General features: G+C 38.4%; 24 protein-coding genes. 12 read left to right on the top strand and 12 right to left on the bottom strand.

The annotated features are described in order from the left end of the window. Positions 1–8: 8 nt before the first annotated feature. Together UXI14_RS15715 and UXI14_RS15710 are read right to left on the bottom strand one after the other, a co-directional pair. Positions 9–206 (bottom strand): hypothetical protein, encoded by a 198-nt coding sequence (locus UXI14_RS15715; protein ID WP_277898879.1) that lies wholly within the window; start codon positions 204–206, stop codon positions 9–11. Between the two features lie 126 nt (positions 207–332). Beyond that, positions 333–701, bottom strand: coding sequence for a DUF805 domain-containing protein (locus UXI14_RS15710; RefSeq protein ID WP_335966943.1), 369 nt, complete (start codon positions 699–701; stop codon positions 333–335). 156 nt (positions 702–857) lie between these two features. Between UXI14_RS15710 and UXI14_RS15705 the strand changes: the two genes are divergently transcribed. Next, positions 858–2,120 (top strand): D-alanyl-D-alanine carboxypeptidase, encoded by a 1,263-nt coding sequence (locus UXI14_RS15705; protein WP_335966942.1) that lies wholly within the window; start codon positions 858–860, stop codon positions 2,118–2,120. On the opposite strand, the gene UXI14_RS15700 is transcribed toward UXI14_RS15705, so the two are convergent. From UXI14_RS15700 to UXI14_RS15685, 4 genes are all read right to left on the bottom strand, one after another. Beyond that, entirely contained in the window at positions 2,117–2,917 is an 801-nt protein-coding gene (locus UXI14_RS15700) for a TIGR00266 family protein (RefSeq protein WP_335966941.1), read from the bottom strand. The genes UXI14_RS15705 and UXI14_RS15700 overlap by 4 nt on opposite strands. 71 nt (positions 2,918–2,988) lie before the next feature. Beyond that, on the bottom strand, positions 2,989–3,894 hold the full coding sequence (locus tag UXI14_RS15695; protein WP_335966940.1) for a helix-turn-helix transcriptional regulator: 906 nt from the start codon (positions 3,892–3,894) through the stop codon (positions 2,989–2,991). Between the two features lie 27 nt (positions 3,895–3,921). Further along, positions 3,922–4,188 (bottom strand): Atu4866 domain-containing protein, encoded by a 267-nt coding sequence (locus UXI14_RS15690; protein WP_277898874.1) that lies wholly within the window; start codon positions 4,186–4,188, stop codon positions 3,922–3,924. A gap of 105 nt (positions 4,189–4,293) precedes the next feature. Continuing rightward, positions 4,294–5,136 carry an SDR family oxidoreductase gene (locus UXI14_RS15685; protein ID WP_335966939.1) on the bottom strand — a complete coding sequence of 281 codons (843 nt, stop codon included), beginning with the start codon at positions 5,134–5,136 and terminating at the stop codon, positions 4,294–4,296. Positions 5,137–5,472: 336 nt separating this feature from the next. Between UXI14_RS15685 and UXI14_RS15680 the strand changes: the two genes are divergently transcribed. Further along, positions 5,473–6,006 (top strand): lipid-binding SYLF domain-containing protein, encoded by a 534-nt coding sequence (locus UXI14_RS15680; RefSeq protein ID WP_335966938.1) that lies wholly within the window; start codon positions 5,473–5,475, stop codon positions 6,004–6,006. A gap of 100 nt (positions 6,007–6,106) precedes the next feature. Here UXI14_RS15680 and UXI14_RS15675 read toward each other — a convergent pair whose 3' ends face one another. From UXI14_RS15675 to UXI14_RS15665, 3 genes are all read right to left on the bottom strand, one after another. Further along, positions 6,107–6,349, bottom strand: coding sequence for a hypothetical protein (locus tag UXI14_RS15675; protein WP_277900879.1), 243 nt, complete (start codon positions 6,347–6,349; stop codon positions 6,107–6,109). Positions 6,350–6,568: 219 nt separating this feature from the next. After that, complete coding sequence (gene hutH / locus UXI14_RS15670; protein WP_335966936.1) at positions 6,569–8,080, bottom strand: histidine ammonia-lyase; 1,512 nt, start codon at positions 8,078–8,080, stop codon at positions 6,569–6,571. 402 nt (positions 8,081–8,482) lie between these two features. Then, the gene (locus UXI14_RS15665; RefSeq protein WP_335966935.1) at positions 8,483–10,024 is read right to left on the bottom strand and encodes an NAD(P)H-hydrate dehydratase; all 1,542 of its coding nucleotides are present in this window, start codon (positions 10,022–10,024) and stop codon (positions 8,483–8,485) included. A gap of 353 nt (positions 10,025–10,377) precedes the next feature. Here UXI14_RS15665 and thrA point away from each other — a divergent pair, with 353 nt between their 5' ends. The 4 genes from thrA to UXI14_RS15645 all read left to right on the top strand — a co-directional run bounded on the left by thrA (position 10,378) and on the right by UXI14_RS15645 (position 15,798). Next, entirely contained in the window at positions 10,378–12,825 is a 2,448-nt protein-coding gene (gene thrA / locus UXI14_RS15660; protein ID WP_335966934.1) for a bifunctional aspartate kinase/homoserine dehydrogenase I, read from the top strand. A 2-nt stretch (positions 12,826–12,827) separates the two neighbouring features. Then, the gene (locus UXI14_RS15655) at positions 12,828–13,748 is read left to right on the top strand and encodes a homoserine kinase (RefSeq protein WP_335966932.1); all 921 of its coding nucleotides are present in this window, start codon (positions 12,828–12,830) and stop codon (positions 13,746–13,748) included. A 93-nt stretch (positions 13,749–13,841) separates the two neighbouring features. After that, positions 13,842–15,155, top strand: coding sequence for a threonine synthase (thrC, locus tag UXI14_RS15650; protein WP_335966931.1), 1,314 nt, complete (start codon positions 13,842–13,844; stop codon positions 15,153–15,155). 157 nt (positions 15,156–15,312) lie between these two features. Continuing rightward, positions 15,313–15,798: a DUF4168 domain-containing protein gene (locus UXI14_RS15645; protein WP_335966930.1), complete on the top strand. Its 486-nt coding sequence runs from the start codon at positions 15,313–15,315 to the stop codon at positions 15,796–15,798. 81 nt (positions 15,799–15,879) lie between these two features. On the opposite strand, the gene UXI14_RS15640 is transcribed toward UXI14_RS15645, so the two are convergent. After that, entirely contained in the window at positions 15,880–16,959 is a 1,080-nt protein-coding gene (locus tag UXI14_RS15640; protein WP_335966929.1) for a Gfo/Idh/MocA family oxidoreductase, read from the bottom strand. A 286-nt stretch (positions 16,960–17,245) separates the two neighbouring features. Here UXI14_RS15640 and gcvT point away from each other — a divergent pair, with 286 nt between their 5' ends. The 6 genes from gcvT to UXI14_RS15610 all read left to right on the top strand — a co-directional run bounded on the left by gcvT (position 17,246) and on the right by UXI14_RS15610 (position 21,396). Continuing rightward, positions 17,246–18,334 carry a glycine cleavage system aminomethyltransferase GcvT gene (gene gcvT, locus UXI14_RS15635; RefSeq protein ID WP_335966928.1) on the top strand — a complete coding sequence of 363 codons (1,089 nt, stop codon included), beginning with the start codon at positions 17,246–17,248 and terminating at the stop codon, positions 18,332–18,334. 41 nt (positions 18,335–18,375) lie between these two features. After that, positions 18,376–19,188, top strand: coding sequence for a sugar nucleotide-binding protein (locus tag UXI14_RS15630; RefSeq protein WP_335966926.1), 813 nt, complete (start codon positions 18,376–18,378; stop codon positions 19,186–19,188). Positions 19,189–19,245: 57 nt separating this feature from the next. After that, positions 19,246–19,530 (top strand): 4a-hydroxytetrahydrobiopterin dehydratase, encoded by a 285-nt coding sequence (locus UXI14_RS15625; protein ID WP_335966925.1) that lies wholly within the window; start codon positions 19,246–19,248, stop codon positions 19,528–19,530. Positions 19,531–19,803: 273 nt separating this feature from the next. Then, positions 19,804–20,517 (top strand): YebC/PmpR family DNA-binding transcriptional regulator, encoded by a 714-nt coding sequence (locus UXI14_RS15620; RefSeq protein ID WP_335966924.1) that lies wholly within the window; start codon positions 19,804–19,806, stop codon positions 20,515–20,517. Positions 20,518–20,629: 112 nt separating this feature from the next. Beyond that, on the top strand, positions 20,630–20,785 hold the full coding sequence (locus tag UXI14_RS15615; RefSeq protein ID WP_335966923.1) for a hypothetical protein: 156 nt from the start codon (positions 20,630–20,632) through the stop codon (positions 20,783–20,785). An 8-nt stretch (positions 20,786–20,793) separates the two neighbouring features. Further along, positions 20,794–21,396, top strand: a complete 603-nt coding sequence (locus tag UXI14_RS15610) for a GNAT family N-acetyltransferase (protein ID WP_335966922.1) — start codon at positions 20,794–20,796, stop codon at positions 21,394–21,396. A 23-nt stretch (positions 21,397–21,419) separates the two neighbouring features. On the opposite strand, the gene UXI14_RS15605 is transcribed toward UXI14_RS15610, so the two are convergent. Both UXI14_RS15605 and UXI14_RS15600 read right to left on the bottom strand, forming a co-directional pair. Then, entirely contained in the window at positions 21,420–21,968 is a 549-nt protein-coding gene (locus tag UXI14_RS15605) for a 1-acyl-sn-glycerol-3-phosphate acyltransferase (RefSeq protein WP_335966921.1), read from the bottom strand. After that, positions 21,968–23,050 carry an iron-containing alcohol dehydrogenase family protein gene (locus UXI14_RS15600; protein WP_335966920.1) on the bottom strand — a complete coding sequence of 361 codons (1,083 nt, stop codon included), beginning with the start codon at positions 23,048–23,050 and terminating at the stop codon, positions 21,968–21,970. Before UXI14_RS15600 ends, UXI14_RS15605 begins: the two co-directional genes overlap by 1 nt. Positions 23,051–23,061 lie beyond the last annotated feature (11 nt).

The raw sequence follows: 23,061 nt of genomic DNA, 5'->3' as shown, positions 1-23,061 counted from the left end.
GTTTTTTTTTATTGTTTGAAATAAATTAAACATTTAGAAAGTTCGGGTTTTCCCTGAATGTAAAAATTAAGCCAAATTCTTAATTCATCCAATTCGTAAGGTAGTAACCTTTTGGCGGCTTTTTCCAGTTCTCTACAAAAAAGTTTAGGATCGAAACTCACCTTTTGCAACACCGTTTTGGTGTACTCAAACATAGCTCTTGCCATTTTAATTCAAGTTTAAATTTTTAGGTTGGTTTAAAGTTAACGCTATAATTTAAGCAAAATTGTTGGATAAGCGTTAAAATAAATTTTCATTTGTTAAATTTACTCACTTGCAATCTCAAGTACAGGTTAGGCATTTCCAATCTCAGATAGTTCTTCATAATTGCCAATAGTCTTAGGGTTGGGGCCATATTCATTTCCGCCGGGGTTTCCTTCGGCAAATAAAAGCCAAAAACCATACAAAGGTATTAATTGGTACCATCCACTATTTCCGAGGTCATGGCAGCGTTTTGTGTTTTGCGCTATATTAAACCATGCTATCGGAATGTAGAAAACCCAAAACAATAAACTTATGCCTGTAGCATCTGTTTTAATTAGGGTGACTAATAAAGAGGTTATAAAAATTGACAAGAAATAGCCAAAGACAGCTATTATTACACTTAATCCATATTCGGTCCTGCGAATTCTTCCATGGAAGGAAAAGGGGTTTTTAAACATTAGTAATAAGATTTAGGTTGATACCAAATATAAAAAAATATATTACATACCGAATATTTTTCCGACGAATGGTTAGTATTTTTCCTGCAAATTAAAAATATCGTTACATTATCCTCATTTTTTTATTAATTTTCATTTTTAAACTATTTGCATCAAATGAAAAAAAACCTCCTTCTCTTTCTTAGCATTGTTACAATTGGTTGCGCTTCCCATAGAAACCTTGTTAAAACGACCACCGATAAGCTTGAAGCCGACTTTTTTAAAAATCAGTTTACCGGCTTTTTTGTTTACAATCCTAAGTCTGGCGATACTATTTTTAATTACAATGGCGAAAAGTATTTTACCCCGGCCAGCAATACCAAAATATTTACACTCTATACGGCCCATACTTTATTACCAGAAAACCTTCCCGTATTAAAATACATAGTAAAAGATAGGCAATTATATATCGAGGGGCTCGGAAACCCCGCCACTTTACACCCTTATGTAAAGGACAGCTCGCTAGTTAAGTTTTTAAAAAACCAGAACAATATCAGGCTTTATTACAATAATATTACCGACCACCGCTACGGACCGGGATGGTCCTGGGACGACTTTGATGCTTATTATGCCCCAGAAAGAAACCCTTTGCCGCTATATGGCAATGTAGTTACCTTGGCACAGACCGACTCGCTGTATGCCTCGCCGTTACTATTTAAGGATAGCATAACCCTAGCCAAGACCAAGTACCAAAGGGCTATGAAAAACAACCATTTTTATATGGACCCAGAAGAAAAAGACACCATTGAGATTCCCTTTATAACCGACAGCGTTACCACGAAACATATATTGGAAAACATTGTTGAAAAGCCTATAGCTATTACAAACGAATTTCCTAAAGGAGAAAAAACCATTTTATACGGTATAAAAGCAGATACGGTTTATAAAAGAATGATGCACGTAAGCGATAACTTTATTGCCGAACAATTGTTAATTCTTTCATCTTCTATGTTAAGCGATACTTTAAGCAGCAATAAGGCAAGAGATTATATATTGGATAATGAACTTTCGGGCATACCACAAAACCCAAGGTGGGTAGATGGTTCTGGCTTGTCAAGATATAATTTGTTTACACCACAATCCATGGTATTTGTACTTAATAAACTATACAAAGAAATACCGACCGACGAATTGTTTGATATTTTTCCAACGGGAGGGGAAACCGGAACGATTAAAAATTATTTTAAGGGAAATCCAACACCATATATCCATGCAAAAACGGGTACGCTGAGCAATAATTATTGTTTAAGCGGTTATTTAAAAACCAAATCGGGAGAAACACTTATTTTTAGTTTTATGAACAATCATTACAGAGGCGGCAGTACTGATGTAAAAAAACATATGACCCCTTTATTGGAATGGATTCGCGACAATTATTAAAATCTATTATCGCCATCCAGCATATCTCCCAGACCTCCTAAAATACTGCCTTCTCCTTTATTTTTGCCTCCTTGTTGTGGTGCGGCTGCAAAAACACGACTTGCCAGCCTACTAAATGGCAACGATTGGATATAAACCACCCCCGGGCCGCGTAAAGTTGCATAAAACAGCCCTTCGCCACCGAACACCGTATTTTTAATGCCCCCAACAAATTCTATGTTATAATCCACGTCTTTTGTAAAGCCAACAATACACCCCGTATCTACTTTTAAAACCTCGCCTGGAGCCAGTTCTTTCTTGGCCAATGTACCACCAGCATGAACAAAAGCCATTCCGTCCCCTTCCAATTTTTGCATTATAAAGCCTTCGCCACCAAAAAAACCGCGCCCCAATCTTCTTGAAAATTCTACCCCGATGGAGACTCCTTTTGCAGCACATAAAAAAGCATCTTTTTGGCAAATAAATTTACCTTGGTACCTAGTAAGGTCTATAGGCACTATTTTTCCTGGGTATGGAGAGGCAAAACTCACCTTTCGTTTGGCAATATCGGTATTCAAAAAAGCGGTCATAAAAAGACTTTCCCCTGTCAACAAGCGCTTTCCCGCAGAGAACAGTTTACCCAAAACCCCGCGTTCTTGGTTAGAGCCATCACCAAAAATAGTATCCATTTGCAACCCACTGTCCATCATCATAAAACTTCCTGCTTCTGCAACAACGGCTTCTTGTGGATCCAATTCTATTTCCACATATTGCATTTCTTCGCCATATATTTGGTAATCTATTTCATGTGCTATCATAATAAAATATGTATTAATTGATTTATTGGGTTAGTAGTACAATTTATTAAAATGTTACATAAAAAAATAAATCAATTGTACAGTTTTCTAAAAGCTAGGGGCGAAAGTTTTGTCTTGCTCTTAAAAAGCCTGCTAAACGATTGAGAATGCTCAAAGCCCAAGGTATAAGCTATTTCACTAACCGATAAACCCGTTGTTGAAAGTTTTTCCTTGGCCTTTTCTATTAATTTTTCATGGATATGCTGTTGGGCATTCAACCCGGTAAGGGTTTTTAACATGCTACTTAAATAATTTGGCGACATGTGCAATTGTTCGGCGGCATCATGCACGGTTGGAAGTCCTTTTTCCATAATTTCTTCCTTGTCAAAATAACCCGACAATAAATCTTCCATTTGACTTAAAACCCTGTTATTGGCAATGTTACGCGTTATAAACTGCCGTTGGTAATAACGCTCGGCATAATTCAACAAGACTTCAATTTGGGAAACAATAATGTTCTGGCTGAATTTATCTATGCTCGATCTATATTCTCTTTGGATGTTCTTGAGAATGCCAATCATCATATGTTCTTCTTTTTCCGACATAAACAGTGCCTCATTAACAGCATAACCAAAAAAATCATAGTTTTTAATCTTTCTGGCCAAAGAGGTATTCCATAAAAAATCAGGGTGGATCAATAAAAGCCATCCCGTTGCCTTAACCGGAGAGCTTTGGTCGAGTTCTACATGCAATACCTGTTGCGGAGCTATAAACGACAGGATTCCTTCATCAAAATCGTACTCCTGTTGCCCGTACCTTAGTTTTCCCCTTACATTTCTTTTTAGTCCGATGGAATAATAATTTTGAGTCCACCGTATTTCCCGAAGATCCAAAGGGTAGCGTAAGTTGCCATAATTCACCAAGCTCACCAACGGATGCTCCGGTTTTGGTAGGCTTACAAACTGATGATAGTCGCTAATGGTTTTAAATTTATACATTTTCATCTTCTTTTGTAAATTTAACAATCAATTTGCTTTCAGAAAAGCCATAAACCCATGAAATAACATTCCGTTTTTAATTTCCCCCTCGGCCGTAAAACCAGAGTCGTCAATATAATCTATTCTATTTCCGGTAACGCGGTATGTGCCTTGAAATACTTTTTTTTCTGTTCCCCTTGCCTGCTCATAGCGGTAATTGGGAAATAATTCGTGTAAGATATCACCTTCCCTAGTAATCCAGGTTCCAATATAATCTTTTGTTTCTTCTATGGTCTTTGTTTGAAATTTGTTCATAATGTTAATTTTTAAATATGGTTGATCTAAAAAATTAATGTGATGCATTAAAAAAGATACCCTAAATAGAAAAGGCCATTTGAACATGGGTTCAAACATACTTTTTTAACGATCGTAAGCCGTGGTTGTTGCCAAGGCCCGATATGCCGTCATGTCTTTTTGGACCTGCTCCAGTTTTGCATGAGCCATATCATAAGAATCCTGCCCTAAAAACAAATGTTGTGGCGGATTTCCATTCTCTGCCACCTCAATAAGTACAGTGGCAGCCTTTTCGGGGTCTCCTAACTGGTTCCCTTGTATTTCGTTTATATGTTTTAACTCCAACTCTCTAGCCTCTGTATAATCGCTTATCGGTTTTTTAGGGCGACTTAAAGAATCCTCTTGCAGAAAATTTGTCCTAAAATATCCGGGATAAACAATGGTTGCACTAATCCCAAAAGATTTAACCTCTGCCGCCAAAGCTTCTGTAAAACCTACAACGGCATATTTTGTGGCACAATAAATTCCCCAGCCCGGAAACGTTCCTATAAATCCGGCTATGGAAGAAATATTGAATATACTGCCTCCCTTATTGGCACGTAAATGTGGCATGGCATTGCGTATAACATTTAAACAACCAAATACGTTTACCTCGAAATTCTGTCGAGCCTCGCGATCGGTCAACTCTTCCAATGTGCCTATTTGCCCATAACCGGCATTGTTTACAATTACGTCTATCTTTCCAAATTTTTGGATAATATTTTTAATTGCCGATAAAACACTTTGTTCGCTCAATAAATCTACCTGAAGAGGTAAAAAGTTATTGCCCTCCCCTACTGCACTTAGCAGGGCTTCTTTATTTCTTGAAGTAGCCGCTACCTTATAGCCCTTGTTCAGTAATTTTTGCACTAGGACCAACCCCAATCCTTTTGATGCCCCGGTTACTAACCATACTTTTTCGTTGTTCATAGCTCTATATTTTTAATTTTTTAAAAAATGATACACTACAAAGTTCTATGGATTCTTGCATCCATATGTAACCAAATCAATGATTGTTGTAACAGAATTTATATTTTGCTTTTTTTTTAAGGTGAAGTTGGAGCCTCTGTCCATTCCATAAACTAAACAATAATACTTGATGACGATTGCATTAAAAAAAACATCGAAAGCGTTAATAATGACCAATCTTAAACTATAAATTGTTAATAAATATGGAAATTTTGTTATATCTTTAAAACACTGAATTTAAACGATTTATAATTCCAGAAAAATTAAAAAGAGTATTAATATAAAAACTTTTTTATTATGCAGACATTAAAATTGTATTCAACAATAATTTGTTTATTTATAACATTTATAGGCTTTTCGCAAAGCGAGAAAGACCAAAAAATTATATCTGATGCCGAAACGGCCAGGCAAGAACTACAAAAGGCAGATAGTGGCCTTGAACATTTTTTTGACAATGCCTCTGGGTACGTTATCTTCCCAAATGTTGGTGAAGGAGCCTTTATTGTAGGGGGAGCCTCTGGAAATGGTGTAGTTTATGAAAATGGTGCCGCCGTGGGAATAGCGAGCCTTAAAAAAATAGATGTGGGGCTTCAGGCCGGTGGCCAGGAGATTACCGAGATTATATTTTTTGAAACCGAAGATGCCCTTAACGAATTTAAACAAGGGGTTTATAAGTTTTCTGCCGAAGCTTCGGCAATAGCTGTAAAAAAAGGAGCTGCCAAAAATGCCAATTACAACGACGGGGTTGCTGTATTTACAAAACCCAAAAAAGGGCTAATGGCAGATTTATCGGTAGGTGGCCAAAAATTCAAGTATAAGCCATTTGAATGATAAACAGCACACAATATTGATATCTAATAAAAAAACCGGCTTAGCCGGTTTTTTTTATGCCCTTGAAGAACAGAACAATTCTGCTTCATACCTATAAATGTTAGTTCTTTGCCGTACTGTCCTTTTTTTGCGTGTCCTTCTTTGCGGTATCGCTCGAAGCGGTATCAACAGCTTCTTGTCGCTCGCCTTTCCATTCCCTGGCCTGCTCCATGCCCTCTTGTTTGCTTTCCATTATGTCCTCGTTAGGCGTCTCTGTCTTTGAAGGTGCTGTTTTATTTTGCTTGCAGGAAACAATCATAAAAACTGTAATCATCATGAGTGCTATCAACCATTTATTTTTCATCAGTATGCTTTTTTAATTATTGATTCAATGAAATTCACTTAAAGTTGACATAAATAATTTGAACACATTGACCATATCCGTAGAAAAATTAGCTGAAAAGAATTATTAGTACAGCTTGTTCACTCCATAGAAATCGATTCCCACTCAGTTATCTACCCTAGGGCATTTCAGTCAATAACAATCTAGGGTTCACGAAGTAGTCTTCAATAATACTTAAACTTAATCCTGAAATATCTCTTTATTGATGGGATATTGCTCCATAAAAGCAATAGTTTTTACAATATCGTCATGAAAAATACGGTCTTCATCAACAAAAGGTACTTGTTGCGTATATGCTTTAAAAAGCTTTTCTATGGTTTTAGAAGATTTTGCCGGACGCCTAAATGCCAAGGCTTGAGAAGCGTTTAACAATTCTATGGCCAAAATCGATTTAATGTTCTGCATAATCTTGTAGCATTTGGTAGCTGCATTGGCCCCCATGCTTACGTGATCTTCTTGTCCGTTTGAAGAAACAATGGTATCTACACTTGCAGGAGTGGCCAGTTGTTTGTTCTGGCTTACAATACTGGCGGCCGTGTATTGCGGTATCATTAAACCGGAATTTAAGCCGGGATCATTCACCAAAAAGGAAGGAAGTCCCCTTTGCCCGGATATCAATTGGTACGTTCTCCTTTCGGAGATACTTCCCCATTCGGCAAGCGCTATTCCCAGATAATCAAGGGCCATTGCCAAAGGTTGCCCATGAAAATTACCGCCGGAGACAATCTCGTCCTGTTCCACAAAAATATTCGGGTTATCGGTTACCGAGTTTATTTCGGTTTTAAACACTTTCCGCACATGGGCAAGCACATCTTTGGAGGCCCCGTGCACTTGCGGCATACACCTAAACGAATAAGGATCCTGAACCTGTATTTTTTTCTGTTGGGAAATTTCGCTTCCTTCAATAAAACTTAGAATACGGGCGGCCGTTTTTATTTGTCCGCGGTGTGGTCTCACTAAATGAATCAATTTATTGAAAGGCTCTGTAAGTCCGTTAAATGCATCCAGCGACATGGTCCCGATAAGATCGGCCAGGTACGAAAGTTTATAGGCATTTATAATGCACCACACGCCATAAGCACTCATAAACTGAGTTCCGTTAAGCAATGCCAGCCCTTCTTTAGACTGAAGTTCGATTGGTTTCCATTTTTTTTCTTTGTAAACTTCTTCTGAAGAAATCCGTTTTCCCTTAAAATAAACCTCTCCTTTTCCAAGCAACGGAAGCGACAAATGGGCCAAAGGCGCCAAATCTCCCGATGCGCCAAGGGAGCCTTGAGTGTAAACTACCGGGACGATGTCTTCATTATAAAAATCTATCAATCTGCATACCGTTTCCAACTGAACGCCACTGTGCCCATAACTCAATGACTGAATTTTAAGCAACAGCATCAATTTAACGATTTCCCGGGGTACCAAATCGCCGGTACCACATGCGTGCGACATTACCAGATTTTCCTGCAATTTGCTTAAATGCGTATCGGCAATTTTTACATTACACAAGGAACCAAAACCCGTATTAATGCCATAAACCGGTATTTTGTCGGAAGCAATTTTATGATCTAAAAACTCCCTGCACTTTTTTATATTAAGTTTGGCCTCATCAGACAGTTTCAGCTTCAATTTTTCATTGCTAATAGTAGCTATGGTCTCAATATCTAAAACGTCTGAACTTATATAATAAAAATCTTCCATTAAACTGTGTAATAAATGTGCGCAAAAATCTGTATTCCCATTTAATTATGCAAAAAAACCGAATGTTAATTGGTCCGGTGTTGATTGTTAGGTTATCTATTCAAGGTTTCAGGTTTGTTGTTATGTTGTTACGATGCTATGTTGTTATGTTGCTATGCTATTATTCGTTGATAGTTACTCTTTATTCTCATTAATTGACCTATTAACTAATAACAATTAACAATTTCCCTAATCCCTTTTCCCTTATCACTAATCAAGGTTTTAGGTTTGTTGTTATGTTGTTACGATGCTATGTTGTTGAGAGTTGAGAGGCCAGAGGGTCAAAGTTCAACAATTAACAGTTAACTATTAACTAACCCCTAATCACTACTCCCTTATCCCAAAACAACTATTAACAAAAAATTATTCGGCATTACCCTCCATATAATCCACGGGGCCTTTCTTGATGAGATCCAAAAAAGCATCTCCTGTAAAATCTATTAAATCGGTTGCCGTCAAGGCTTCCACGCCAGCACGCAAAACGGCCAAATCGCCCGCTTTTCCATGAATATAGACCCCAAGGACGGTTGCATCAAAAAGTGTATATCCCTGCGCCAATAACCCACAAATAATACCGGTAAGCACATCTCCGCTTCCGCCGGTTGCCATTCCCGGGTTCCCGGTTGAATTAAAACTCATTTTTTCGTGGTAAACCGTAACCGTATAGGCCCCTTTTATTAAAATCACAACATCGTTTTCGGTAGAAAACTGTTTTGTTTTTTCCAACTTATCGTAATCGTCTTTCCAAGCCCCTATTAAACGCTCCAATTCCTTGGGGTGTGGCGTTAAAACGGCTTTTCCTTTTATAAACTGAATCAGTTCTTTATTTTCTGATAAAATATTAATTCCATCGGCATCTATTACCAATGGTGCTTTGTTTCTTTTTAAAAACGAAGCAAATGCTTTTATCGTTTTGGGGTGTTTTCCCAATCCTGGCCCAATGCCTATCACGCTTGGGTCGATACTAAAGTTGATATCGGTTATAAAATTGTCGTTAACATCTGTAACGACCATGGCTTCGGGAAATGCTGTTTGAATGGTTTGATAGCCACATTTGGGCACAAAAGCCGTTACCAGCCCAGAACCTGCATGCAAAGCGGCTTCGCTGCACATTAAGGACGCTCCTATTTTTCCATAGCTCCCCCCAATAATAAGGGAATGCCCATAGGTGCCCTTATGGGAAAAACGGCTCCGTGGCTTATATTTGTTTAAAACTACCCATTTATCTACATACTCTAAATTACTTGGCTCTTCGTATAAAAACTGTGTGTCTTGACCAATGTCCAAAACTTCCCAATATTGTGTGTGCCTACCCGTTTCAGGCAAAAGAAAAGGCAATTTTGGCAGTTGAAACGTTAATGTATAATCTGCCTTTACAACAGCATCTTCCGTAGTTATGCCTTTATCCATATACAAACCCGAAGGAATATCTATGGAAAGTACAAAAGCCCGGTTTTTGTTTATATGATGAATCAATTTACTAACCCATGTTATTGGCGGCCTGTTTAGGCCTATTCCAAAAATGGCGTCTACAACAATATCATTAGATTCAATAAAGGGTAAATCATCGTCCTCGGTTAAGAGCTGTGGCCAATATTTTATGTTTTTAATCCTGTCGAAGTTCAGTAAAAAATCTTTGGACCTGTTATCGCTAAAGTTCACCACATATACCGAAATGGCATAACCTTGTTCCAGTAAATACCTGGCAACCACCAACCCGTCGCCTCCATTGTTTCCTACCCCACAAAATAGGTGAATTTTAACATCGCTGCCGTTTAATTGACGGTGCATCCATTTAAAAACAGCTTTTCCTGCCCTTTCCATTAGCTCCCCACTGCTAATATTTTGTCTTTCGATTGTATATTTATCAGCAAGACGTATCTGTTCAACAGAAAAAATTTTCATTTTATAATAAATCTTTAGTTAAATTATTAAATTCTTAATAATAACTTTTTAGTTTTTTTAATACTATAAAAGTACTACATTTGACAACGAATACGAGTAAACAAATGCAAAGTTTTAAAAAAATACATGCCATATCTACTTTCCCGATCGGGAACGCATGTATTATTTCTATTATTCGTAACACTACCATTATTACCCCTTTTGGGGTATAACATATTACATATCGTCCATAATCCATATTTGTTTTTACAACAAAGCGGGAACATTTACATAAAATACACATCCTTTATTTCAACATACATCCATTTACGTTGTATCTTGATACTAAAAACAAAAAAATAAAATACTGACTAATGAAAGTTTTAAAATTTGGCGGCACATCGGTAGCAAACGCTCAAAACATAGAAAAGGTAAAAAATATTGTTGCCAATTCTTCAAAGAACGAAAAAGCTGTGGTTGTTGTCTCTGCTTTTGGCGGGGTGACGGACATGCTTATAAAAGCATCGTTATTGGCAGCCTCTCAAAACGAATCGTACAAAAACGTTCTTGAAGAAATTGAGGACAAGCACCTTAAAACCATTCAGGAGCTAATCGACATAAATAATCAAAGTAAGGTTATAAGTAATGTAAAAAGGGAACTCAATGTCTTGGAGACCCTGCTTGAAGGTGCCTTTTTAATTGGGGAAACCACTCCTAAACTATTAGATAAAATTGTTGGTTATGGAGAATTATTGTCTTCTTACATCATAAATGAATATTTTATAAAAGAAGGCATTGACAGCGTACATAAAAATAGCAAACTATTAATAAAAACCGACGACAGTTTTGGCAAGGCCGTTGTAGATTTTAAAGCCACCAACGAACTTTGCGAAAATTACTTCGGCACAGTTACCTACCAGGTTATCGTGGCACCCGGTTTTGTTGCGTCATCGGCCAAAGGAGAAGCGACCACTTTGGGGCGTGGCGGATCTGATTATACCGCTGCCATTATTGCCGCGGCTGTAAATACCGAGACACTGGAAATATGGACAGACGTGAGCGGGATGTATACCGCCAACCCAAAATTGGTAAAGCAAGCCTTTGCCATTCCTCATATTTCTTACGAAGAGGCCATGGAACTGTCTCATTTTGGTGCCAAGGTGCTTTATCCGCCAACAATCCAGCCAGTATTGTCCAAAGGAATTTCAATCCATATAAAAAATACTTTTGCCCCAGAAGAAGAAGGGACCTTAATTACAAAAAGCTCCAACGGAAAAGCACGTGCAGTTAGGGGAATAAGCCATGTGGAAAATATTTCGCTCCTTTCTCTTGAAGGAAGTGGAATGGTTGGTATCCACGGAATATCTAAACGTTTTTTTGAAGTACTTTCTGAAGCTAAAGTGAGCGTAGTATTTATTACCCAAGCTTCTTCAGAACATTCTATTTGCATCGGGGTTGCCTCTGATGATGCCGAAAAAGCCAAAAGTGCCTTAGAGAAGGCATTTGAATACGAAATGACCCTAAAGAAAATCAACCCGGTAATGGTTGAAAACGACTTGGCCATTATTGCTTTGGTAGGCGATAACATGAAAAGCCACCAAGGTTTAAGCGGACGCATGTTCAGTGCATTAGGAAAAAACAACGTCAACATCCGGGCCATCGCTCAAGGGGCTTCCGAAAGGAATATTTCGGCAGTTATCAATAAAAACGATGTAAAAAAAGCGCTCAATACTTTGCACGAGCAATTTTTTGAAGACAATGTAAAACAACTCAACCTATTTGTAATGGGCGTTGGGAATGTTGGTGAAAAATTCTTGGCTCAAATCGAGCAACAGCGTAAATTTTTAAAGAAGCAATTAAAATTGAACATCCGTGTGGTTGCGCTTTCCAATTCCAAAAAAATGGTTTTTGACGAAAATGGGCTGGATTTAAAAAACTGGAAAGAGTTATTAAATAATGGCGAAAAAACCGGTTTGGATGCTTTTTATCAAAAAGTAAAAGAACTCAACCTCCGCAATAGTATTTTTGTTGACAATACCGCCAACGAAGCCGTTGCAAAAACATACGAACACTATTTAAACGACAGTATTTCTGTTGTAACTTGTAATAAAATTGCAGCTTCTTCTCCATATAAAAACTATTTAAAGTTAAAAGAACTTTCAAGGCAATACAATGCCCCTTTCCTTTTTGAAACCAATGTAGGAGCAGGATTGCCAATTATAGACACGCTAAAGCACCTAATCGCCTCTGGCGACAAAATAACCAAAATACAAGCTGTTCTTTCGGGAAGTCTTAATTTTGTTTTCAATAATTTTAATGACAAAACCGATTTTCATGAAGTGGTGAAGCAAGCACAAGATGAAGGCTATACAGAACCAGATCCTAAAATTGATCTAAGCGGAATTGATGTCATGAGAAAAATATTGATTCTTGCCCGGGAAAGCGGAAACGAACTTGATATTGAACAAATTGAAAATGAAGCCTTTTTGCCACAAGAAAGCTTGGACACCAGCAATGTTGACGATTTTTACAAATCATTGGTTAAAAACAAAGCGCATTTCGACACTATTTACAAAGAAGCGGCCAACAAGGACTGCCGACTTAAATATGTAGCGCAATTTGAAAACGGCAAGGCCAAGGTTGGGTTACAGCATGTACCGCAAGACCATCCGTTTTACAACTTGGAAGGAAAAGACAATATTGTACTTTTCTTTACAGAAAGATATAGCGAACAGCCCTTGCTCATTAAAGGTGCCGGTGCCGGTGCAGATGTTACAGCTTCCGGTATTTTTGCAGATATCATAAGAATTGGTAATTTTTAATCATGAACGAGGTTAAATTATTCTGTCCCGCCACCATTGCCAATGTTTCCTGTGGCTTTGATGTTTTAGGGCTCTGTTTAGAAAGTACCGGAGACGAAATGATTATAAGGAAAACTTCGCAAAAAGGAGTACGCATTTCTAAAATCACCGGGCAGGAACTTCCTCTGGAAGCCCAAAAAAACGTTGCGGGCGTAGCTGTTCTAGCCATGCTTAATGAAATTGAAAGTGATTTTGGGTTTGAAATTGAAATCATTAAAAAAATTAAGCCCGGAAGCGGTATTGGAAGCAGTGCCGCAAGTGCCGCTGGTGCAGTTTATGGGGTAAATTTACTTCTCGACAAACCTTTTACAAAAAATCAATTGGTTGCCTTTGCCATGCAAGGTGAAGAGTTGGCAAGCGGCGCACCGCATGCCGATAATGTTGCGCCGGCACTTTTGGGCGGTTTCACTTTGGTAAAAGGATACGAACCTTTGGAAGTGCTTAAATTAAACACTCCAAAGGAGCTTTTTGCAACGGTTATTCATCCGCAAATAGAAGTAAAAACAGCCGATGCGCGCTCAGTAATCAAACAAAATATCCCATTGAAAAAAGCCATTAAACAATGGGGTAATTTAGCTGGATTGGTAAGTGCTCTTTACACCGAAGATTACGATTTAATTTCAAGGTGTTTGCACGACGAAATTGTAGAGCCCATGCGCAGTCCGTTAATACCCGGCTTTCACAAAGTAAAGGAAGCCGCAAAAGAGGCAGGAGCCCTCGGAAGCGGAATTTCAGGTTCCGGGCCTTCCATTTTTGCACTGTCAAAAGGCGGGGAAACTGCAAAAAAAGCTGCAAAAGCCATGGCCGAAGTTTACAAAGATTTTGGGGTAGATTACGATATTCATGTATCAAAAATCAATACCGAAGGCGTAAGGCTTTTGTAAATAAATACCGAAGTGATTTAAAAATGGCTTACAATTAGAACGCGTTGATGCTTTTGATTGAAATAAAAAATACAAACAACGAACACCGATAAAATGAAATATTACAGTCTAAACGACACTAAAAATAATGCCGTTACCAGTTTTGAAGAAGCTGTAGTAAAAGGAATTGCCCCAGACAGGGGCCTATATTTCCCTAACGAAATAAAACCGCTTGACAAAGATTTTATTGATAATATCGAGCAATATTCAAACGAAGAAATTGCATTTAAAGTAATTCATCAATTTGTAAACGGTGAAATTCCAGACGGGGAATTAAAGAAAATTGTAAAAGAGACATTGTGCTTCGACTTCCCAACGGTAAAAATTGAAGACAATGTATATTCCCTGGAGCTCTTTCATGGACCCACAATGGCATTTAAAGATGTTGGGGCACGCTTTATGGCACGTTGTCTGGGATATTTCAACAGAAATAAAAAAAATGAAACCGTTACCGTTTTGGTGGCAACTTCTGGAGATACCGGTGGTGCAGTGGCCAGCGGTTTTTTAGGGGTAAAAGGTGTAGAAGTTGTTATTCTTTACCCTAGCGGAAAAGTAAGCGATATACAGGAAAAACAGTTAACAACATTAGGGCAAAATATTACCGCACTGGAAGTAGATGGTGTTTTTGATGATTGCCAGGACATGGTTAAAACAGCCTTTTTGGACCCTGATTTAACAGCTGAAAATTTAACCTCGGCAAACTCAATCAATGTAGCCCGTTGGCTGCCACAAATGTTTTATTTTTTCTTTGCGTACAAACAGTTAAAATCCAAACACCAAGAATTGGTTTTTTCGGTCCCAAGTGGAAATTTTGGGAACATCTGTGCAGGGATCATGGCATACAAATTAGGGCTTCCTGTAAAGCATTTTGTTGCTTCTACCAATATTAACGACACCGTTCCGCAATATATGGCTACACAAAAATACAGCCCAAAAGCTTCGCAACAAACCATCTCGAACGCCATGGATGTTGGAAATCCAAGCAATTTTATAAGAATACAAACTTTACTGGATAACAATTTTGAAAAATTGGGAAAACTGTTTTCCTCTTATAGTTTTACCGATGAAGCCACCAAAAAAACCATGCAGGCCATTTACAAGACTTCGCAGTATGTTGCCGATCCGCACGGGGCCGTTGGGTACATGGGCCTAAAACAGTATTTAGGCGAAGACAAAAATACTTTGGGGATATTTTTGGAAACAGCCCACCCGGTTAAGTTTTTAGACGTTGTGGAAGAAACGCTAGATGTTATGGTACCAATTCCCGAACAAATAAAGACCGTAATCGACAGAAAAAAAGTTAGCCATTCCGTAAAAAATTACGAAGCGTTAAAATCTTTTTTAAAAAATAGGGAACAACTAAAATAAATACTGAATTTATATCCAACCACATCATTTTAACAAAACAGTAAGGTTATTTATTAAACATACGTTAAATTTAAATGTATTCCTGCAAATTCTTTTTTAAGTGGACAGATAATTATTAACCTTGTTGTTTAATTACGAGAAATTTAAATTAGAAATTATGTTAGCAGCAAAAAAAATTAAAATAGCCCTCTTGTTTGTAACTTTAATAGGAAGTGCAGGCTTGTTTGCCCAAGTTCAACAACCTGTCGCTCCCGAGCAGGCAACCAACGTTTCTGATGCCGAATTGGAAAACTTTGCCACAGCTTATATGGGAATGCAGATGGAAAACCAAAAAGCGCAACAAAAAATTATGGAAACCATTGAAGGCCAAGGATTGGAAGTTGAGCGCTTTCAGGAGATACAAGAAGCAACTGCCGACCCAAATAAGGAAGTAGATGCTACCGAAGAGGAAAAAACCAAGCATAAAAATGCAATTGCCGAAATTGAAAAAATGCGTCCGGAGTTTGAATCCAAAATGGAAGCCATTATTAAAGACAGCGGTTTGACCGTAGAACGTTACCAGTCCGTTGGAGCAGCCATTCAAGCAGATAAGGCATTACAGCAAAAACTACAGGGCATTATGGTGAAAAAAACCCAAGGATAGCCAGTAAATTAGTATAATTCAAGATTACAATACCCGACTAAGCAAACTTAGTCGGGTATTTTATTTTAATATAGTTATACCCTATAACTTAACAATTCCTCCTGTTTTTACCGACTTGTCGCAGGCCAAGGCTACTTTTAAGCTATTAACGGCATCATTCATATGGTCGCTTAGATCTATATTGTTTTGTATGGCCTCTATAAAAAATTGCTGTTCACGGTTGCACAATTCTTGATGGTCCGGTTCATCGGTTAGATTGATCCATGTGTCTTCCCTTGTAAACTCGTTATCGGCATCGATATCGGCATAATGAACTTTTAGGCTCTCCGTTTTGGTATGGCTGCCCACGTTATCTGATGCCCCTTCCCCACCGGCCTTATTGGCAACAATGGACACGCTTCCTTTTGGGCCGAACACATCTTTTACAAAAAAAGCCGTTTCACTTATCATAGGGCCCCAACCGGCTTCGTACCAACCAACCGAACCATCGCTAAAATGTATTTGCAACTGACCATAATTGTAATTCCCCGCCGGAATATCATTGGTTAAGCGTGCCCCAATAGCAGCCACTTGTATGGGTTTGGCCTGGGTCATTTGGCACATAACATCTATGTAATGCACCCCACAATCTACAATCGGGCTCAAGCTTTTCATAAGGTTTTTATGTACATTCCACATATAACCGTGGCTTTGCTGGTTTAAATTCATGCGCATAACCAATGGTTTGCCCATGGTGTGCGCCATTTCTATAAATTTTTGCCAAGAAGGATGATGGCGCAAAATATAGCCCACGACCACTTTTTTGTTCATCTTGTTGGCAACTTGTACTACGCGCTCAGCACCTTGGGCAGTATCGGCCAGTGGCTTTTCAAGAAATACGTGGCAGCCCATTTCCAGTGCAGCTATGCTGTATGCCTCGTGTGTATCGGGATATGTTGATATACATACCGCATCGGGGCGGGTGGCGCCCAAGGCCTTGTAATAATCGGTAAAAAGTGGGTATTCATGGCCTAATTGAGCATTGAGTTTTTCTTTGCTCTCCCCGGTAGATACCAATCCGCATATGGTTATTTTATTTTTCATTGCATGATATGCTTTTGCATGAGATGCGCCCATATTCCCGCATCCAACTACCAATACTTTTAATTTGTTGGTATTCATTTTTTAAAATTTTATACTAAATTAAAATCTGCTATAAACATATAAAAAATATCGCAAGCGTAGCCATCTAGCCCCGACTGAGCGTATACCCCACCTGGCTGGAACACCAGACAGGTGTGTAATAGTTAAGGCGGGCAACAGCTTTTGCAAACATAACTTTTACCTTTATGCTCCCCATAAAAAACTTCGCCATTTTATTCTTTATTGGTTTGTTTTATTTCTGAGGATATTTTAAATAATTTTGCAACGCCTAACGTATAGGCATTGTAACTTTAAATATACAAAAATGAAGAATACTGCTTTAACTGATACACATATTGAATTGGGTGCCAAAATGGTTCCGTTTGCAGGCTACAACATGCCGGTGCAATATGAAGGTGTTACTATTGAACATGAGACCGTAAGGGAACATTTGGGTGTTTTTGACGTAAGCCATATGGGGGAATTTCTTATTAGCGGGCCAAATGCCCTGACGCTTATCCAAAAGGTGAGCAGCAACGATGCCTCTAAACTTAGTATCGGGAAATCACAATATTCTTGCCTGCCTAACGAAGATGGCGGGATTGTGGACGATTTGATTATTTACCAGATAAAGGAAGAACAGTTTTTGCTGGTGGTAAATGCCTCTAATATTGAAAAGGACTGGAACTGGATTTCTAAATATAATGAAGGGATCGGTGCCGAGATGCGAAATATTTCAGATGATTATTCGCTATTGGCCATCCAGGGTCCAAAGGCTGTGGAAGCTATGCAATCCATAACGCCTGTTGACCTTTCGGCCATTAAGTTTTATAATTTTGAAGTGGGCGAATTTGCCGGAATTCCACACGTAATTATTTCGGCAACGGGATATACCGGAAGCGGCGGTTTTGAAATTTACTGTAAAAACAGCGAAGTGGAACAGGTTTGGAACAAAGTATTGGAAGCCGGAAAAGATTTTGGCATAAAACCAATAGGCCTAGCCGCCAGAGATACGTTGCGCCTGGAAATGGGCTATTGCCTTTACGGAAACGATATCAATGACACCACCTCTCCTATAGAGGCCGGGCTTGGCTGGATTACCAAATTTACAAAGGACTTTGTGAATGCCGAAGCCCTGAAAGAGCAAAAGGAAAATGGCGTTGCCAAAAAACTTGTAGGTTTTGAAATGATAGAACGCGGAATCCCTAGAAACGGGTACGAAATTATTAACAACTCTGATGAGATTATCGGGAACGTTACCAGTGGAACCATGGCCCCATCGTTGGGCAAAGGTATAGGCATGGGATATGTAAAAACCAGCTATGCCAAAGAGGGAACCACCATATATTTGCAGATACGAAAGAAAAAAGTGGAAGCAAAAATTGTTAAACTTCCATTCTATAAAAATAAATAAGGAAACTATAAGTTCTCCTAAAAAAAGAAAGATAGCATTTATTGAAAAGGATATTAATATTAGGGGCAAGCGGATTTATTGGAGGGGCAATTTATAAAGAACTGTGCGCCTATTATGATACTTATGGCACTTACCATACGGGAAAGATATACTCCAATAACAAACATTTTTTCCGTTTTGACATGGAAAACGACGACCTTATCGATATTGTAACCAAGGTTCGCCCTAATGTCATCATTTCTGCCCTAAGAGGGGATTTTGAAGCACAAATAGATACGCATCAAGATATTGCAGACTATTGCAGGGCGAGCAATAGCAAGGTTATTTTTTTATCATCGGCCAATGTTTTTGATGCGTTTAGCAATTTTCCATCGTATGAGTTCGACAAAACCCTGTCAATGAGCACCTATGGAAAGTTTAAGATAAAAATAGAAACGGCTTTAATGCAGCTTCCCGAGAAAAATTACACCATTGTAAGGTTGCCAATGGTTTTCGGGAGCCATTCGCCACGTATTAAAGAACTAAAATATTTTATCGACAAAAAAGAGGCTTACGAAGTTTTTCCAGACTTGGTAATGAATGTTGCCTATGCCGACAAGCTTTCGCAACAAATACATTATATTGTGAACAGAAACCGAAAAGGAATATACCATTTAGGAAGTTCGGACCTGATACATCACGATGAATTTATAAAAGAAGCCATTGAAGCATTGGGTTATGAAAAACCTTTGCTGAAAAACGTATATACCTCTAATTTCGACAGGTTTTTGGCGGTACTCCCCAAAGACAACAAACTGCCAAAACACCTTAATTTTAGTCATTTTGACGTAATAAACGAGTTGAAGGTTAAATAAACCCCTGCAAATTAAACATTGGCTGTATAACTTCTTACCTTTACAAAAAGACATTATATGAAAACTTTAAGCGAAAAAGAGATACAAGAACGCATAGCAAAACTAGATTATTGGGATTATGAAGAAGGCTATTTGGTAACGTCATTGGATTTTAAAGACTTTGCCGATGCCTTTGCCATGATGACGCGTATTGCTTTTGAAGCACAAGCACAAAATCATCATCCCGAATGGAGCAACGTATACAACAACCTAACCATTAGGCTGAACACGCACGATGCAGATGGCATTACCGAAAAAGACTTTGCATTGGCCAATAAGATTGAAGAAATTATTAAAGGGTAATTGCCTATTGATGATTGTTGCTAGTACCTTGGCGAAAGCACACAAAGCATTAAATGGAAAAATATATAACATTCAGACGCAAGCGTCTGGGCATCTTAAATCTCACATAGTGAGTGAACAGCAAATAAAGAGTTGCATATTGTAAAAGGGTATTATTAAAAAACTGCTGATACATTCGCCAGAGTTTGGTCGTTGGTAAGTTTCAACTTTATAACTTTCAACTTTTAAACTCTTTATTTATTTTTGCTGGGAAATTATAATTAAGGATATTTTATGGGAAGAGCTTTTGAGTTTAGAAAAGCAAGGAAAATGAAGCGTTGGTCTGCTATGGCCAAAACGTTTACGCGTTTAGGGAAAGACATTGTAATGGCCGTTAAAGAAGGAGGTCCCGACCCAGATGCCAATGCACGGTTAAGGGCCGTTATACAAAATGCCAAGACGGCAAACATGCCCAAGGATAATATTGAAAGGGCCATAAAACGTGCTTCTGATAAAAACACCGAAGACTACAAAGAGGTTTTATTTGAAGGCTATGCCCCCCATGGAATTGCCATTTTAATTGAAACCGCCACAGACAACAACAACCGCACGGTTGCCAACATACGGAGCTATTTTAACAAATGTAACGGAAGTCTGGGAACCAGTGGGTCTGTTGAATTTATGTTCGATCATACCTGCAATTTCAGGATTCCCGCCGAAGGCATCGACCCAGAAGAATTGGAATTGGAAATGATCGATTTTGGCGCCGAAGAAGTTTTTACCGATGAAGACGGCATTTTAATTTATGCCCCATTTGAAAGCTTTGGAGCCATACAGAAAGAACTGGAAGGGCGTGGAATTGAAATTCTTTCGTCAGGATTTGAGCGTATTCCGCAGGTAACCAAGAAATTGAATGAAGAAGAAGTTGCCGATGTGGAAAAACTTCTGGAAAAAATTGAAGAAGATGACGATGTCCAAAATGTTTATCATACCATGGAGGAATCCTAATGAGGAATAACACATCCTGAAGTAATCTAATAATCAGAAAATTTTTCGTCTCCTGGATATTACTTTAAAAAGAGATAATTATTCTTATATTTGTATAATTTTTTATATATAAATGGCAATAGCAATTAAATCAATACCGGTACTAAAAAGCAAGGCAGCAGCTCAATTCACCTCAAAAATAGCTGATAATACTGCTAAAAAATCCTCTATTGATTTTTCTAAGGAATCTGATATGGCTGCTAGAATACTTGCCAAAGCAAAATTATAAACATCCCCTTGGGATTTCTTCTTGACAATTGCACTTTACGTCCTTATAACAAAGAGGTAATCAACAGTTGCGAATTATTTGAATGTGGAATAGAGGATTTAAACGATTTCTTTGCAAATGATGCTGAAGATTACTCATCCCAACTTTTAGGAAAGACATATTGTTTTACTTTAGACGATAACCCAAAAATAGTAGTCTGCGCTTTTACTATTTCAAACGACAGTATAAAAACAACTACTCTGCCGGGGTCAAGAAAGAAAAAAGTCATTGAAAATGTTCCCCGAAAAAAGCATATGCGAAGTTATCCTGCCGTATTAATAGGAAGGTTAGGCGTTCATAAAGAGTATAGGCGCATAAACAATGAAAAAATAGGCAAGCAATTAATGGATTTTATAAAATCTTGGTTTATAGATGGAGCCAATAAAACAGGCTGTAGATTTATTGTAGTCGATTCTTATAATAATCCCCGGCCCTTGAAATATTACGAGAACAATGGTTTTAAGTTTTTGTTTTCTTCTGAAAAACAAGAAAAAGAGTTTACAGGGGTTTTAGAAAGTGAAGCCCTAAAAACTAGATTAATGTTTTTTGATTTAATCGTTTTGAAAAAATAAAAGAATGAGCACAAAAGAAGGGCTTATTCTTCATCAAAAGAATATTCAGGTATTTTTCCCATCACCCCCGAATAATTACGGCACATAAAATTAAAGTCGGATTTCATATCATCTGACGGATAAAAAGGAGGTTCTATGCGGACCTCTTTCTTTTTATAATCAAACGCTGCCATGACAATTGGCACCTTTGCCCCTTTGGCAATATAATAAAACCCCGTTTTCCATTCTGTTACCTTTTTCCTTGTTCCTTCAGGGGCTATTGCAAGCCTAAACTCATTACGTTCTTCAAACAAAGAAACAATGGCATCTACCGTATTGCTGTTTTTGGACCGGTCTATGGGCGCTCCGCCCGTCCATTTAAAATACCAACCGAGCGGTGTGTTAAACAGCTCTTTCTTGGCCACATAATTTATAGGGATGCTAACCATGCTCCGTACCAATACCCCTATATAAAAATCGTGCCAGCTGGTATGCGGCACGACTATTATAATATATTTTGATAATGGAGGAAATTTACCAATAAGCTTCCAACCCAATAATTTGTAGAAAATCCATTTAGAAATTTCTTTCATTACATTTTTTCGTATAAACTACGTAATTTCTCGGGAGTTATGGTATCCTTCCAATTTTTCCCACATGCATTTTCCCACAAGGGATCCATTCCCATGGAAACATTAATCATAGTATCAAAATCAGCATCGGTAAGGTTAGCGCATAGACCTGTTGGAAGTACAATTCCATGTTTTTCTTTCATTTTTTTGAACTGCGCCACGCCTTCTGGGTAAAATTCTTCCAAATGGTCGAAAACAATACAATTCCCGATACCGTGTTTGGTTCCCAACAAGTAAGAAAGCCCATAACTCATGGCATGTGCTACCCCAACCTGGGAGTAGGCAATACTCATCCCGCCGTGCCAAGAAGCCATCATTAATTTATCCTGGGCTTCTTCGGTCGTGAGATTACCCTTGTAAAATACTTCATCGCAAAGCTCCTGTGCCTTTTCCCCATAACTTTGACTAAAGGCATTTAGATAAGTTCCGTTTAACGATTCAATACAGTGAATGTAGCAATCCATTCCCGTATAAAACCATTGGTCTTTGGGAACTCCTTTTGTTAGCTCCGGGTCCAGCACCACTTGATCGAAAGGGGTATAGTCTGAATTTATCCCCAATTTTTTATCTGGTCCCGTAAGTACGGTAGTCCGTGATACTTCTGCGCCCGTTCCGCTTATCGTGGGGATTCCCACATGGTATATTGCCTCGTTCTTTACCAAGTCCCATCCTTGGTAATCGGCCGAACTTCCTTGGCTGGTAAGCATAATAGAAACGGCTTTGGCAATATCCATTACGGTACCGCCGCCAATACCTATTATTCCGGAAGGCATTTGAGTGGCATCTTGCCTAATTTTTTCAACAAGGGCATCTACCTGGTCGGTTTTAGGTTCTTCATCCGTAGGGATAAAAATAATTTGGTCGTTGAACAACAAGGGTATTCTTGATAAAATCCAATTGTCATTTTCAAAAACACCATCGACCAAAAAAATAAAAGGAGCTTCGTCGCTTTTACGTTTTGGCATTAATATTTCATCAAGTTGGCTAAAGCACCCACGCCCGAAAACCACTTTAGGAACCATTGGAAAATTTTTATACTTCATGTACGCTTCTT

The sequence above is a fragment of the Galbibacter sp. PAP.153 genome (genome assembly GCF_037029175.1).
GTDB classification, from domain to species: Bacteria; Bacteroidota; Bacteroidia; order Flavobacteriales; family Flavobacteriaceae; genus Galbibacter; species Galbibacter pacificus.
This window is presented reverse-complemented; position numbering and strand designations above follow the sequence as displayed.

Bases quoted from the DNA above. Each gene is read 5' to 3' on its own strand.
- UXI14_RS15685 (WP_335966939.1), bottom strand. From the start codon at position 5,136: ATGAACAACGAAAAAGTATGGTTAGTAACCGGGGCATCAAAAGGATTG.
- UXI14_RS15705 (WP_335966942.1), top strand. From the start codon at position 858: ATGAAAAAAAACCTCCTTCTCTTTCTTAGCATTGTTACAATTGGTTGC.
- UXI14_RS15700 (WP_335966941.1), bottom strand. From the start codon at position 2,917: ATGATAGCACATGAAATAGATTACCAAATATATGGCGAAGAAATGCAA.
- thrC (WP_335966931.1), top strand. From the start codon at position 13,842: ATGAAATATTACAGTCTAAACGACACTAAAAATAATGCCGTTACCAGT.
- UXI14_RS15715 (WP_277898879.1), bottom strand. From the start codon at position 206: ATGGCAAGAGCTATGTTTGAGTACACCAAAACGGTGTTGCAAAAGGTG.
- UXI14_RS15640 (WP_335966929.1), bottom strand. From the start codon at position 16,959: ATGAATACCAACAAATTAAAAGTATTGGTAGTTGGATGCGGGAATATG.
- UXI14_RS15600 (WP_335966920.1), bottom strand. From the start codon at position 23,050: ATGAAGTATAAAAATTTTCCAATGGTTCCTAAAGTGGTTTTCGGGCGT.
- UXI14_RS15675 (WP_277900879.1), bottom strand. From the start codon at position 6,349: ATGAAAAATAAATGGTTGATAGCACTCATGATGATTACAGTTTTTATG.
- UXI14_RS15645 (WP_335966930.1), top strand. From the start codon at position 15,313: ATGTTAGCAGCAAAAAAAATTAAAATAGCCCTCTTGTTTGTAACTTTA.
- UXI14_RS15625 (WP_335966925.1), top strand. From the start codon at position 19,246: ATGAAAACTTTAAGCGAAAAAGAGATACAAGAACGCATAGCAAAACTA.
- hutH (WP_335966936.1), bottom strand. From the start codon at position 8,080: ATGGAAGATTTTTATTATATAAGTTCAGACGTTTTAGATATTGAGACC.
- UXI14_RS15655 (WP_335966932.1), top strand. From the start codon at position 12,828: ATGAACGAGGTTAAATTATTCTGTCCCGCCACCATTGCCAATGTTTCC.
- UXI14_RS15680 (WP_335966938.1), top strand. From the start codon at position 5,473: ATGCAGACATTAAAATTGTATTCAACAATAATTTGTTTATTTATAACA.
- UXI14_RS15620 (WP_335966924.1), top strand. From the start codon at position 19,804: ATGGGAAGAGCTTTTGAGTTTAGAAAAGCAAGGAAAATGAAGCGTTGG.
- UXI14_RS15665 (WP_335966935.1), bottom strand. From the start codon at position 10,024: ATGAAAATTTTTTCTGTTGAACAGATACGTCTTGCTGATAAATATACA.
- UXI14_RS15605 (WP_335966921.1), bottom strand. From the start codon at position 21,968: ATGAAAGAAATTTCTAAATGGATTTTCTACAAATTATTGGGTTGGAAG.
- UXI14_RS15695 (WP_335966940.1), bottom strand. From the start codon at position 3,894: ATGTATAAATTTAAAACCATTAGCGACTATCATCAGTTTGTAAGCCTA.
- UXI14_RS15690 (WP_277898874.1), bottom strand. From the start codon at position 4,188: ATGAACAAATTTCAAACAAAGACCATAGAAGAAACAAAAGATTATATT.
- UXI14_RS15710 (WP_335966943.1), bottom strand. From the start codon at position 701: ATGTTTAAAAACCCCTTTTCCTTCCATGGAAGAATTCGCAGGACCGAA.
- UXI14_RS15615 (WP_335966923.1), top strand. From the start codon at position 20,630: ATGGCAATAGCAATTAAATCAATACCGGTACTAAAAAGCAAGGCAGCA.
- thrA (WP_335966934.1), top strand. From the start codon at position 10,378: ATGAAAGTTTTAAAATTTGGCGGCACATCGGTAGCAAACGCTCAAAAC.
- gcvT (WP_335966928.1), top strand. From the start codon at position 17,246: ATGAAGAATACTGCTTTAACTGATACACATATTGAATTGGGTGCCAAA.